General features: G+C 58.0%; 8 protein-coding genes. All 8 read left to right on the forward strand.

Annotation, left to right across the window (positions count from 1 at the left end; translation table 11 throughout):
• Window positions 1–98 precede the first annotated feature (98 nt).
• The 8 genes from EV672_RS09235 (at window position 99) to pglZ (ending at window position 13,459) form a co-directional block, all read left to right on the forward strand.
• On the forward strand, window positions 99–443 hold the full coding sequence (locus tag EV672_RS09235) for a helix-turn-helix domain-containing protein (RefSeq protein ID WP_133608517.1): 345 nt from the start codon (window positions 99–101) through the stop codon (window positions 441–443).
• Entirely contained in the window at window positions 440–1,045 is a 606-nt protein-coding gene (locus EV672_RS09240) for a DUF1819 family protein (RefSeq protein WP_133608519.1), read from the forward strand. Before EV672_RS09235 ends, EV672_RS09240 begins: the two co-directional genes overlap by 4 nt.
• Window positions 1,046–1,053: 8 nt before the next feature.
• Window positions 1,054–1,620 carry a DUF1788 domain-containing protein gene (locus tag EV672_RS09245; protein WP_243738603.1) on the forward strand — a complete coding sequence of 189 codons (567 nt, stop codon included), beginning with the start codon at window positions 1,054–1,056 and terminating at the stop codon, window positions 1,618–1,620.
• Window positions 1,621–1,641: 21 nt separating this feature from the next.
• Window positions 1,642–5,316 carry a BREX system P-loop protein BrxC gene (gene brxC, locus EV672_RS09250; protein ID WP_243738604.1) on the forward strand — a complete coding sequence of 1,225 codons (3,675 nt, stop codon included), beginning with the start codon at window positions 1,642–1,644 and terminating at the stop codon, window positions 5,314–5,316.
• Window positions 5,317–5,337: 21 nt separating this feature from the next.
• Window positions 5,338–8,883, forward strand: coding sequence for a BREX-1 system adenine-specific DNA-methyltransferase PglX (gene pglX, locus EV672_RS09255; protein ID WP_133608523.1), 3,546 nt, complete (start codon window positions 5,338–5,340; stop codon window positions 8,881–8,883).
• 66 nt (window positions 8,884–8,949) lie between these two features.
• Window positions 8,950–10,107: an AAA family ATPase gene (locus tag EV672_RS09260; protein ID WP_133608525.1), complete on the forward strand. Its 1,158-nt coding sequence runs from the start codon at window positions 8,950–8,952 to the stop codon at window positions 10,105–10,107.
• A 92-nt stretch (window positions 10,108–10,199) separates the two neighbouring features.
• Window positions 10,200–10,838: a hypothetical protein gene (locus tag EV672_RS09265; RefSeq protein ID WP_208110744.1), complete on the forward strand. Its 639-nt coding sequence runs from the start codon at window positions 10,200–10,202 to the stop codon at window positions 10,836–10,838.
• Between the two features lie 14 nt (window positions 10,839–10,852).
• Complete coding sequence (pglZ, locus tag EV672_RS09270; RefSeq protein WP_133608528.1) at window positions 10,853–13,459, forward strand: BREX-1 system phosphatase PglZ type A; 2,607 nt, start codon at window positions 10,853–10,855, stop codon at window positions 13,457–13,459.
• Window positions 13,460–13,461: the final 2 nt, after the last annotated feature.

A 13,461-nucleotide genomic window follows, 5' to 3' on the forward strand; every position in this document is an offset into this window, starting at 1 on the left:
GGGGGCATGTCATTGCTATTGAGAGGGACTGATGAAAAGGCGCATGCATCTGCGTGTGGTGGTGACGACCTGGACGCTCGTAGTTGGGGGTGCGCCGCATGAGCCAACCGATTGACTGGGCTGAGCAAATTCTTGCTTTGGCAAGAGAGCGAAACATGAGCCTTAGGGAGTTGGCGGCTGATCTGGGGGTGAGTCACGTCTACCTGGGCAACGTCGTTCGAGGGCAGCGAGCTGCAAGCGCAAAGTTGAAGATCAAGATCTGGGGCCGCCAGAAGTACGACTTGACGCGAGAGCAGATGCTGGAGTTGCTCCTGCCCGATGACATTGCCGATGAGTTCCATGCCTTCGAGATCGAGCGCGGCAAGGCCCGCGCTCAGAAGGCAATTGCCAAGTCAGCCAAGAAGACGCCCGAGCCCAAGCCTTCGACCGAGGGAGACGAATGATCGACTCGGTCATCCGCTACAGCGCCACCATCACCGCTGGCGGCTTGATGCTGCCCGAGGCCCGTAAGGTCGCCGCGCTGTTGCAGACGAACCCGACCCAAGCAGACTGGGTCAAAGCGATCTGCGCGGACAACCTGCTGCAGAAGAACACTCCCGCCACGTCAACGCGCCAGGCCAATCTGTTGCGGGCCAGGTTCGGTACCTTGCCCAAGGCCGCACTGAAGCTCATTGCCTCAGGCTCTCAAGAGGCTGCGGCCCAACTAGTGTTTGCTGCCTGCATCAAGCACAGCACCCTGATCGCTGACTTCATGCGGTCAGTGGTGGCCGGGCACGTACGCCGTATGGACGAAGCCATTGCCCGACGCGAATGGGACATCTTCCTGTCTGAATGCGCAGCCCGAGATCCCGCTGTTGAGAGCTGGACAGCTTCAACGCGCACAAAACTTTTTCAGGTCATCGTCAGCATGCTGGTTGACGCGCGATACCTCGAATCAAACCGAACACTCAAGCTCCGCACGCCAAGCCTTCACCCTGAAGTGCGTGCGCTGCTCAAACATCACGGAGAAGACGCCTTGATCGACACCTTGGAGCTGCGCCCATGAGCCGAACCTTGGCCGAGCGCCTCAACCTCATTCTTGACCGCATCACGTCTGAGGAGTTTCTTCAGAACCAAGGCTTGGGCAATGAAATCGGCTTCTGGATCTTTGACTACCCACCCGAGTGTGAGCTGGACGTGCGAGCCTTTTTGGATGGCACGGTCTTGCCTGCCTTGGGCAAGCGTGTGCCCACCATCCGTGCGCAACGGATCGACCTGTTCAAGCTGATCCTGGAATTGCTGGAGGAGCGTGGGCTGTTGGACAAGGTCATCCAGATGCAGTTGGACAAGGGCAATGACGCCGTCTTGGCCCCCCTGCGCTCGGTCCTCAAGGAAGACAAGCTGGCTCAGCGCATCGCGCAACAGCTCAATCTGGAGGACATCGACATGGTGATCCTCACAGGAGTAGGGGCCTCATACCCGATGGTGCGTACCAACACCTTGTTGTCTGCGTTGCACCCCGTCATGGGCAACACCCCCTTGCTGATGTTCTACCCAGGCCGCTATGACGGGTACTCGTTGAACCTCTTCAGCAAGATGGCAGACGACCACTACTACCGAGCATTCCGGCTCGTCGAATAAGTTGTTTCAGGGACAAGAAGCATGTTGAAAATCAAAGAACTGTTTACCAAGTCCATTGATCGCCCCATCAACGGCGTGATCAAGGCCGACCAGCGCGACGCCGCAAGCATCTGGCAGGAGCTGGACGAGTACGTGGTCACCAAGCAGTTGACCGAGTATCTCCGCAAGTTCTTCGATGCCTATCTGGCAGCGGCCGACAACCCTAAGGACCCGGTCTTGGCCGCACGCATGGGCGTGTGGGTCTCGGGCTTCTTTGGCTCGGGTAAGTCTCACTTCATCAAGATCCTGTCGTACCTGCTGGAGAACCTCGAAGCCTATGAGCCTCAGTCCGGCACCAGCCGTCGGGCGGCAGAATTCTTCGATGCCAGCAAGATCAAAGACCCCATGTTGCTGGCAGACATCCAACGTGCCACCAAGGGCAGTGCCGATGTCATCCTCTTCAACATCGATGCCAAGGCTGACAGCAAGTCTGACCGTGATGTGATCCTGCAGGTCTTCCTGCGAGTCTTCAATGAGAAGCTGGGTTTCTCGGGTGATGCCCCTCATGTGGCTGAAATGGAGCGCTACCTGGCCTCAAAAGGCGCTTACGAGGCCTTCCAGAAGGTGTTCTTTGAGCAGAAGGGCTCGACTTGGCGTGAAGAGCGCGATGCGGTTGACTTCCTGCGTGACGAGATCGTGGCCGCGTTGTCGGCAGCTCTGTCGATGACGCCCGAGTCTGCCGCCGCATGGTTCGATAACGCGCGTGATAGCTACAAGATCAACATTGAAAACTTCGCCAAGCTGCTGCGTGAATACCTGGACACTAAGCCTGACGGCCACCGCGTCATCTTCCTGGTGGACGAAGTCGGTCAGTTCATTGGCACCAACACCCAGTTGATGCTCACGCTGCAGACCATCACCGAGCAGTTGGGCACCTTGTGCCAAGGTCGTGCCTGGGTGATCGTGACCAGTCAGGAAGACATCGACGCGGCCATTGGCGATGCCAACAAGGCCAAGAGCCAAGACTTTTCGAAGATTCAAGGGCGCTTTCACACCCGCTTGTCGTTGGCCAGTTCGAACACCGATGAGGTGATCGGCGAGCGCCTGCTGGCCAAGACCGAAGCCGCACACCAAGCCTTGCGCACGGTCTACGAGAAGCAGGCTGACATCATCAACAACCAGCTCTCTTTCGTGGGCACCACGGTGACCCTGCGTGGCTACAAGGATGCGGCTGAGTTCGTGGCGTACTACCCCTTCGCCCCGTACCAGTTCACCCTGCTGCAAAAGATCTTCGAATCCATCCGCAGGGTAGGGGCCACTGGCAAGCACCTCTCGCGCGGCGAGCGCTCTTTGTTGGATGCCTTCCAGTCAGCCACACGCACTTGCTCAGAGCGTGGCATTGACGCCCTGGTGCCGCTGTACAACTTCTACCCGTCGATTGAAAGTTTCCTGGATACCTCCGTGAAGCGAGCCATCGACCAGGCCGAAGAGAACGGTGCGCTGGAGCTGCCGCACGATCTGCAACTGCTCAAGGCCTTGTTCTTGATCCGCTATGTGTCTGAGGTGATCAAGCCCACGGTCGATAACCTGGCCACCCTGTGCCTGGACCGTATCGACGAGGACAAGTTGGCCCTCAAGCGGCGCATCCAGCAAAGCCTGGAGCGGCTGGAGTCTCAGAAGCTGGTCAGCCGAAATGGCGACCAGTGGTTCTTCCTAACCAACGAAGAACGCGATGTGGCGCGCGAGATCGGCCACGTGGATGTGGCCGCCTCAGAAAAGGTGCGCTTGCTGAGCGACATCGTGTTCGACGAGATCCTGTCCGGCCAGACCAAGGTTCGTCACCGCGACACGAAGGCTGACTACGAGTTCAACCGCCTCCTGGACGGCATCCCCTACAAGCAAGCCACCCACCAACTGACCATCGAAGTCATCACCCCCTTGGGCGATGACTATGAACGCCTGAGCAACGACGCCAACTGCGTGTTGCGCAGTGCGGAGGGTGATGGACGTGCGTTGATTCGCCTGGATGAGGGCAGCCGCCTGGACGTCGAGCTGTCGCTGTACCTTCAGATCGAGAAGTACGTGGACAGCCCGAAAGCGGCCACCGCCACACCTTCGCTCAAGAAGATCATGGGCGATCGCAAAGACGAGAACCGCGAGCGTCGATCCCGACTGGTGACCCAGATCGGCGAATTGATGACCAGCGGCACCTTCTATGCCAAGGGGCAGAAGCTCACCAGCAAGGCTTCAAGCCCTGGCACGCTGTTGGACGAGTTGGTGAACTACCTGGTCACCAACACCTACCTCAAGCTGCAGTTGCTGAAGGTGCGCCAACCTGATCCGATTTCCGAGATCCGAGCCGTCTTGTCGGCTGATGACCTGGCCCAGCGCACCCTGGCTCTGGGTGGGGAGGAGGGCAACCCACAAGCCATCGCCGATGTGCGAGAGCACCTGAACCTGGTGGCCAAAGACAAGCGCGTGCTGTTGTCTGACGTGGTGGACCGCTACAGCGCCATTCCATATGGCTGGAAGCCTGACTGGGAAACGGTGCTGATCATTGCCCGCCTTTTCATGGCTGGCGAGATCAAGCTGACGCTGGAAGGCTCTGATCTGGACCCAACTAGTGCCATCGATCCGCTGACCAAACCTGCTCGCTTCAAACAGGTATCCATCCTCAAGCGCAAGCTGGCGGATGCGGGCAGCCTCAAGCGTGCCCGCGACCTGCACAAAGACCTGTTCGCCAGGCTGCCCCGTGAAGACGAAGACGGGCTGGTGGCCGATTGGCGCGCACAGTTGGACGAATGGGCGAAAGATTTGCGCAGCTTTGTGGGCATTGCAAGTCAGAAGCACCATCCAGGAAAAAGCGCCATCGATGCCTTGCTTGCTCGCATTGGCAAGCAACAGGCCATTCGCGATGCATTCGAGTATGTCGAAGCGCTGAACCGTGACAAGAACGACTGGCTGGATGCAGGTGATGACAAGGCCGATCTTTCGGCCTTCTATGAGCAGCAGTTGCCCACTTGGCGCAAGATGCTTGAAGCCCTGCAGGTGTTCGATGCCAACCGCGAAGCGCTGGTCAAAGATCCCAAGGCTCAGGCAGCCTTGAATGACCTGGACGCTCTGCGTGACAACGCCAGCCCTTACAGCCAGATCAGCCGCATCGAGCCCTTGGTGGCCACCGTGCAGGCCGTCAACGATGCGCTGGCCGGCGAAAAGCGCGAGAAGGCTTTGCGTTCGATCGACAACAAGATCGAAGAAGTTCAGCAGGCACTGGCGCAGGCCAAAGCGACGCCTGAACTGAGCAACACAGTGCTTCAGCCCTTGCAAGCGTTGAAGAACAAAGTGGCCGGCCTATCTGCAATTCCCCAAATTCTGTACTTGCAAGGGCAGTCTGGGGACCGGCTGGACGAGGCCATGGAGAAGATACGCGCAGCTGTTGCCACTGCGGCCAAGCCGCCTGCCCCGACAGGGGCTGGTGGTGCGGTACCCAAGCCTTTGCCCGCAACCGGCGGCAGTGCTACCACCAGCACGGCCAATGAGCCGTCCCCTCCAACAGCTGTGGGTACCGCACCTAAAACCAGCCAGACGGTGCATGCGGCCAACTTATCGCCCAGCAGCTACTTGGAAACAGAAGAAGACGTCAATGCTTACCTGGATCGCCTGCGCACCAAGTTGATGGCCGTGATTCAAGCCGGCCAACGTGTCCGCATCCAGTAACGCAAGCTCACCAGATTACCCATGAACAAGACCAACCTGAAGCGTTACGCCCCCCAGGCCCGCAAAGACTTCATCGCCGCCGTGACCGCTCGTGCGCAACTGCTGGGCCTGACCGAAGTGGGTGGGCAACCCCATGCCGAGCCTTGCCAAGTGAATGGCGATGTGGCCTTGATCGCCGGCCGCCCCTGGCCCGCAAGCGTGCAAGGCAAGCGTGACCGCCTGCTGCAGCGCATGAAGCGCGATGGTTACGCCGCAACCTTGGAGGCGGTGGCCTACACCTGGTTCAACCGCTTTGCAGCATTGCGGTACATGGAGCTGCACGACTACCTGGGTCATGGCCGCCGTGTTCTGTCAAACCCAGATGGCGCCTTGCCCGAAGTCTTGAGCCATGCCGTGGAACTGGCTGAGGCTGGTGATTTGCCAGGCTTGCAGCTTGAGCAAGTGCGCCAGCTTAAGTTGGACAACCAAGATGGAGAGCTGTTTCGCCGCGCGCTGATTGCGCAATGCAACGCTTTGCATGGCGCGATGCCCTTCTTGTTTGAGGCCATTGACGACGAGACCGAGCTACTGCTGCCTGACAACCTACTGCTGAGCGATTCCATCGTTGCCAAGCTGGTGGCTGAGATCCCTGAAGAAGACTGGACCGAGGTTGAGGCCATTGGCTGGCTTTATCAGTTCTACATCAGCGAAAAGAAGGAACAGGTCATCGGCAAAGTGGTCAAGAGCGAGGACATCCCCGCCGCCACACAGCTCTTCACGCCCAACTGGATCGTGCAGTATCTGGTGCAGAACAGCGTGGGCCGCCTGTGGCTGATGGCCAACCCGAACAGCACATTGGCCAGCCAGTGGCCCTACTACATCCAGCCGGCCGAGCAGACGCCCGAGGTGCAGGCGCAGCTGGACGCGCTGATACAGACCCGCATCCGCGAGGACGGCGAGGCACTGAACCCTGAAACCATCACTGTCCTCGACCCGGCCTGCGGCAGCGGCCACATCCTGGTGGTGGCCTACGACGTGCTTAAGGCCATCTACCTGGAACGCGGCTACCAGCCCCGCGCCATCCCGCGCCTGATTCTGGAGAAGAACCTCTACGGCCTGGACATCGACGACCGCGCCGCCCAGCTCGCCGCCTTCGCCCTGCTGATGAAGGCCCGCGCCGACGACCGCCGCCTTTTCAACGATCCGCCCAAGCTAAACGTGCTGAGCCTACAGGAAAGCAAGGGCCTGGAGGTCGATGAACTTGCCACCCATCTGGCCCCCTTCGGACTACAGCGCGCGTTGCTCAAAGCGCTGCTTGACACCTTCGAGCACGCTAAGACATTCGGATCCCTGATCAAGATCCCCAAGGAGCTCAACGGGCAACTGGCTTTAATGACGGCGGGTTTGGAGCAGTCATTGCAAGACGGTGATATGTATGCGCGGCAGGCTGCCAAGGATGTGTCGGCGCTAGTTTGGCAGGCGTTGGTGTTGGGGATGAAATTTGATGCAGTGGTGGCAAATCCGCCGTATATGGGTGGACGAAATGGGATGAATGACGCTCTCAAGAGTTATTCCGAATTTAATTTCTCCAGCGGCAAGGCTGATATTTATTCGGCATTCATCGATAGAAGTTTGCTACTGCTTAAGCAAGGCCATGGTTTAATGGCGCTCCTCACGATGGAGGGGTGGATGTTCCTGCCGTCGTTTGAAGCCGTGAGGACGAGAATTCAAAATGATTTCTCGATAGCAAACCTTCTGCATCTTGGTCCGCGCGCATTTGAGGCAATATCAGGTGAGATTGTCAGGGTCGTTGCGTTCACGGTATTTCAAAAATCTTTTGCAGGTAGGAATGTCCTCGACTGTTTCCGGCTTGTGCAACCGAAAACAGAGACAGAAAAGCGCGATGTCTTCCTCGCTGAATCGAGCTCCATTAAGTTTCTTCAACAGGATTTCTCGAGAATTCCAGAGGGTCGTATGGCCTACTGGCTATCGGAGGCCGTGATAGCCTGCTTTGACAAAGGCAGAAATATAGAGTCTATGGCGCCTGTCCGACAGGGCTTTCAAACCGGAAATAACGATAGGTTCGTTCGCCTGTGGCATGAGGTTAGCTTCGGTCGCACAATACTCTCCGCCGGCTGTAAAGAGGAGGTGTTCGCCAGCGGCAGGAAGTGGGTACCCTACAATAAGGGCGGTGAGTTGCGAAAGTGGTTCGGTAACAACGACTATTTGGTTGCCTTCGATCAAGAGAGCTACGAGAATCTGGCCGTGTCTGGAAATTGTCTGCCGTCAAGAGGGTATTACTTTCAGCCTGGCGTTACCTGGTCCGCAATGGGGGGTACTTTCGGAGCCCGCTTGAGTCCAGATGGGTATACCTTCAGTGCGAAGGGTGCGAGCGCCTTCCCCAAAGGCGAAGATATCTGGTTCATATTAAGTCTCTTGAATTCGAAGGTTGCCGATGTGATGTTTGAATTTCTTGCGCCAACGCTTGATTTCAATGTGGGTGCGATCCGCCTAATCCCAATACCGGACCTATCATCGGATTCAGTAGACGATTTGAAAGCTAATGCTCGAGAACTGGTGAAAATTGCCGAGAAGGAGTGGGATTCGGCTGAAACTTCATGGAACTTTAGCTGCCCACAAATTCTCCGAAATAAATCGGAGAACGTCCGGGTGGCGTCGCTTGATTTTCTTAAGGATCGGCAGGCCGAAATCCTCCACGCTAACAGCGTCACGCGAGCAATTAACATGACGTTGATTTCCGCGTATGGCCTCGAAAATGAGATTTCTCCAGAGTCAAGTAGTGGCGAGTTTGAGTACCTGAGGCCAGAGCTAACAACTGAGTCAGGCCGACTGATTTCTTATGCCATCGGCTGTATGATGGGCCGCTACAGCTTAGATGAACCGGGGCTGATCTACGCGCACGCTGGCAACATCGGTTTCGACCCGAGCCGGTATGAGAAAAAATTCCCGGCTGACGCCGACGGTATCGTGCCGGTCACCGACGATCGCTGGTTCGAGGATGACGCTGCGAGCCGAGTGCGGGAGTTCATGCGCGCTGTATGGGGCTTGGACACGCTGGACGAAAACATGGCTTGGCTGGCCGAGAACCTCGGTACCAAGGGAGCCGAAACCCCGGAGGAGACGATTCGCCGCTACCTGGCCGACAAGTTCTTCAAGGACCACCTCCAGACCTACAAGAAGCGACCGATTTATTGGCTCTTCAGCAGCGGCAAACTGGGTGCTTTTCAAGCGCTGGTTTACCTGCATCGCTATCACGAAGGCACACTGGCCCGCATGCGTTCTGAATACGTTTTGCCACTCACCGGCAAGATGCAGGCGCGCATGGAAAGTCTTGAGGTTGACATTCGCCGAGCCAGCTCTACTGCCGAACGTAACAAGTTGACCAAGCAGTTGGATGCGCTGCGCAAGCAGCATCATGAGCTCTTGGCCTATGACGAAAAGCTGCGCCACTACGCAGACCAACGAATTGCGATCGATCTGGACGATGGCGTCAAGGTCAACTATGGCAAGTTTGGCGACTTGCTGGCCGAAGTGAAAGCTGTCACCGGCGGGGCGGCTGATGAATAAGTCAATCTCAAGTGGCCTCCATCAGCCGCCGGATAATCACAGCACATTGCTGTGCTGGAGAGAAGAATGATCAAGTCCATCCGCATCCGCAATTTCAAGTCACTGGGTGACGTGGAATTGCAGCTTGCCAAGTTCACCTGTTTGATCGGGATGAACGGTGCTGGCAAGAGCAGCGTACTGCAGGCGGTTGACTTCATCTCTCAGCTGATGATCGGTCGCGTCGAGGACTGGCTGGAAGCTCGCGGCTGGAGTGCGGCTGACCTGAATTGCAAGGTGCGCAAAGAGAGCAACGTTACCGTAGGGGTTCACTTCGAAACCAGCACCGGCAAGTCGCTGAAGTGGCTTGGGGCCTTCAACCGTAGCATGTTGCATTGTACGGCTGAGTTGATTGAGCAGGGCACAGAAAAGGTGTTCCGTGTCGGCAATCAGAAGTACACCGTGGGTGATAAGCCCGCCCAAGAGATCGCATTCACTTATCAAGGCTCGTTGCTTTCAGCCTTGAAAGACTCTGAGCTGACGCCAGAGTTGCTGGAGTTCCGCAACGCGCTGCAGGGTATCAAGTCGCTGGAACTGTTGTCCCCTCAGTTGCTTCGCAAGCGTGCACGTTCGACTGAGAAGAGCATTGGTTCCGGCGGCGAAAAGCTGTCTGCCTATCTGGACACCCTGCCTCAGACGGCCAAGGCTAGCTTGATTGAGCAACTGCAACGCTTCTACCCCAACTTGGTCGATTTCAAAGTGTCCTCGCTGAGGTCGGGCTGGAAGAAGCTGACGGTGTTGGAGCAGTTCTCTCAGCAAATGCTGGAAACAGACGCCGCCCACTTGAACGATGGCTTGCTGCGCATCTTGGCCGTCCTGACTCAGGCCGCATCAGATCAGTCACTGATCTTGTTGGATGAGATCGAGAACGGCATCAATCAAGAGGTCATCGAGACCTTGGTGGACACCTTGGTGGCTTCTCCGCATCAGCTTTTGGTCACCACCCACAGCCCGTTGATCTTGAACTACCTGGATGATGACGTGGCACGCGGTGCGGTTCAGTTCATCTACAAAGCGCCGTTGGGCGAAACCCGAGTTCGCCCTTTCTTCAAGATCCCGCGCATCAACGACAAGTTGCGCACCATGGGTCCTGGCGATGCCTTTGTGGATACCGATCTGAAGCAACTGACAAAAGAGTGCCTGAAGTTGGATTTCGAGGACGGCATCATCACGGTGGATGACCTATGAGGCTTTTGCTCAACGGTGAGGGGCCGACCGATCTTGGTGAGTGCGGCAACGCGCAAGGGCGGTGCGAGGGTGCTGATTTCAAGCAGGGAGCCATGACCAAGCTGATCATCCAGCTACTGGAACCCTTGCTCGGATATTCCTTGGCCGATTTCCCGGACAGCTTTTCATACGTCAGTGAGACCGTCCTGTGTGACGAGACCAAGGCAATGCCTAGGCGCCTTCAGCCTGCAAGGGGTAAGAAGAAGGGCGCGGAGATGGGCTACTTCTACGGCAACGCCATGACGCTGGGGCGCATGGCGATCAACCTGGCCCATGAGGCCGGTGAAGCCGTGGTGGCGGTGTTCTTTCGGGATACCGATGGCACGCGCAGCAGCCATGCGGGCTTGTGGGCTGACAAATGGCAGTCTGTGTGCGATGGCTTCAACGCGGCTGAGTTTGAGCATGGTGTGCCCATGTTGCCCAAACCAAAATCTGAAGCTTGGCTGCTGTGCGTGGCAGGCGCCAACCCAGGCGGGTCTTGTGTGCACCTGGAAGATCTTTCTGGCAACGACGCCTCACCCAACTCTGCCAAGGCCCAACTAGATGCCGCCTTGGGGCACCATCACGGCGGTAATGAGTTGGCTGACTGGTTGGCCAACCAGCATGTGGATGCAGGCCGCCTGGAGACCATGCCCAGCTTCCAAGCATTCCATCAAGCATTGACCCATGCCGTGCGCACTCTGCCTCATTGATTGATGGCCCACCCATGAACCTTCAAAGAATTTCTGAGAGCCTGTCTGCCTGCTACACCAGCCATCGTGTGGTGTTCTGGCACGATGCGGATGCCGAGTTCGCCTCCCAACTCGACGCCCTGGAGTTGCCCGGCGTTCAGGTGCTGAAGCTGGATCACGAATCCGCGATCAAGGTCAAACGACAGATTGAGGCCGATGTTCATCACGCCTGGTTGCTCTACAGCAACCAAGAGGCCCCAGTGCCCGATGCAGATTGGTTGCTTGATGTTCGCCTGCGCAGCAAGAGCTTCCGGGCTGACACCGCATCGATGTTGCTTGAGGACTTGGGCTTGGCCACGCTCACGCTGCTGCCGCACCTGAAGTTGCGCTCCAAGTTTTTGCGCGCAAAGGATCGGGTGGAGCGCTTGAAGCGCTTGACCTTGCCAGGCGATGACGCCGAAGCCATCGACCGAAAGATGATGGCGGTGCTGTTGCGCACCGATGAGTCTGATTCGTTGGCATTGGCCATGCGCTTGCTGCACGCCGTGTGGGTGCCGGGCGAGGCGGGGCTTCAGGAAGACTCCAAAGCCTGGCAAGAGGTTGTGGGCCAGGAGCTGGACACAGCTTTCTGGATTCTGATGCGTATGAACTTGGGGTACGAGGCAGAAGTGCCATCGCTCAAGGATTTGCTCATCCGCATCTTGGTGACCGATTTCGTCCGTGGCTTGAACGTGCCATGCCCAGCCGCCTTGGCGCATCTGGTCTTGCCCAACAAAGTGTTGGCAGCCAATGCATCGGTGATGGCCGGGCGCTGGCGTGGCGATCTGAACCTGCACAAGTCCTATGCCGATGTGTCGGCTGCCGTGGCAAGCACATTGAACTTGGCCGATTTGTTGGCAGCACTCCAGCCCGAAGACTTGGCAGACACGGTGACCTTTGCCGTGGTTGAGCAACGCATTCTGGGTGTGCTTAAACAGCGGATCATCGGGCAGGGCGGGGCGGTGCTCAGCGGCCTAAGGCCACTCATCGCCAGGCGCCGAGACGGCCCATGGGTCAGCCAGGTGATGGCCGGCGCCAGTGAGCAGTCAAAGGCCTTGTCGGCGTGCTATGACGCCTTGGAGGCGGCGGCCGAGTTCATGTCCCTGAAGGAGCAGAACGCAGGTGGCTTGAGCTTTGTCGATGCCGCCGATGCGGTCGATCGCTACCGCAGCCAGCTCTATGGCTTCGACCAACTGTACCGGCGCTTTCATCGCGCGGCCGGGCTGGTGGAGCCGACGGGTTGGGCCGTGCTGCATGAGCTGAAGGGCGCCATCGAAGATGCCTACTCAGGCTGGTTCATGCCCCAGCTGTCATCAGCATGGGGCAAGGTTGTTGAAGGTGGCGACGGGCAGTTGAACCTTTCAGCCTTGGCCGGCATACCCAAGCAGCAGAACTTCTTCGCTGACAAGGTGTCTGGCGCCCTCAAGTCTGGCGTGAAGCGTGTGTTCGTGCTGATCTCTGATGCCTTCCGCTACGAAGCTGGTGAGGAGCTGGTTCACCTGATCAACGGTACCAACCGCCTGAAGGCGCAGCTGGACGCAATGGTCGGCGTGCTGCCCAGCTACACGTCCCTGGGCATGGCGGCTTTGTTGCCACACGAAACCTTGTCGTACAAGCCGGATGGTTCCGTGCTAGTGGACGGCCTGCCGACCTCGACCCTCGAAGCCCGCAGCGCCGTGTTGGATCGTCATGCGGGCATGGCGGTCAAGGCCGACGATTTGCTCGCGCTGGGCAAAGAAAAAGGCCGTGAGCTGGTCAAGGCTCACCAGGTGGTCTACGTGTACCACGACCGCATTGACCTGCTGGGTGACAAGCAGGCCTCTGAAGGGCAGACCTTTGACGCGGTGGCAGACACGCTGACGGAGCTGCAGGCCGTGGTCAGCCACATCATCAACAACCTGAACGGCTCGATGGTGCTGCTGACGGCCGACCATGGCTTCATCTACCAAGAATCGGCACTGGACGGTGCCGACAAAGCGGCTTTGGGCGAGAAGCCTGATGGCACGGTGAAGGCCAAGAAGCGCTACTTGATCGGCCGCGATTTGCCTGCCAACAGCAAGGCCTGGCAGGGCAACACGTCAGTGACTGCAGGGACGGTGCCGGGCGATGGCAGCATGGATTTCTGGGTGCCCAAGGGCACGATGCGCTTCCACTTTGCTGGTGGCGCGCGTTTTGTGCATGGCAGCGCCATGCCCCAGGAGCTGATCGTGCCACTGATCACCATTCGCTCCAGCGAGGCGGCCACTGCCAAGACGCGGATGGTTGGTATCAGCTTGTTAGGCTCATCTAACAAGGTGGTGACGAACACGCAGCGCTTTGAGTTCATTCAATCCGAGGCGGTCTCGACCCGTGTGCAGGCGCGCAGCGTGCTGGTGTCCTTGCGCGACGGCCAAGATCTGATCAGTGACGAGCAGGCCTTGACCTTGGACAGCACGTCCACCAGCATGAATGACTGGGTGCGCCAAGTGTTCCTGACGGTTCGCTCTGGCAACTACGACCGCACCCGCGATTACTTCCTGGTGGTTCGTGAGGCGACGCCTCCTTACGTGGAGGTGCTCCGTGCCCCGGTGCGCATTGACCTGGCGTTCACCAACGACTTTTGAGG

The sequence above is a fragment of the Aquabacterium commune genome (assembly GCF_004362855.1).
Lineage (GTDB): Bacteria > Pseudomonadota > Gammaproteobacteria > Burkholderiales > Burkholderiaceae_C > Aquabacterium > Aquabacterium commune.

Excerpts from the sequence above, each read along its gene's own strand:
- EV672_RS09235 (WP_133608517.1), top strand. The coding sequence starts at position 99 with ATGAGCCAACCGATTGACTGGGCTGAGCAAATTCTTGCTTTGGCAAGA.
- EV672_RS09240 (WP_133608519.1), top strand. The coding sequence starts at position 440 with ATGATCGACTCGGTCATCCGCTACAGCGCCACCATCACCGCTGGCGGC.
- brxC (WP_243738604.1), top strand. The coding sequence starts at position 1,642 with ATGTTGAAAATCAAAGAACTGTTTACCAAGTCCATTGATCGCCCCATC.
- pglX (WP_133608523.1), top strand. The coding sequence starts at position 5,338 with ATGAACAAGACCAACCTGAAGCGTTACGCCCCCCAGGCCCGCAAAGAC.
- EV672_RS09260 (WP_133608525.1), top strand. The coding sequence starts at position 8,950 with ATGATCAAGTCCATCCGCATCCGCAATTTCAAGTCACTGGGTGACGTG.
- EV672_RS09265 (WP_208110744.1), top strand. The coding sequence starts at position 10,200 with ATGACCAAGCTGATCATCCAGCTACTGGAACCCTTGCTCGGATATTCC.
- pglZ (WP_133608528.1), top strand. The coding sequence starts at position 10,853 with ATGAACCTTCAAAGAATTTCTGAGAGCCTGTCTGCCTGCTACACCAGC.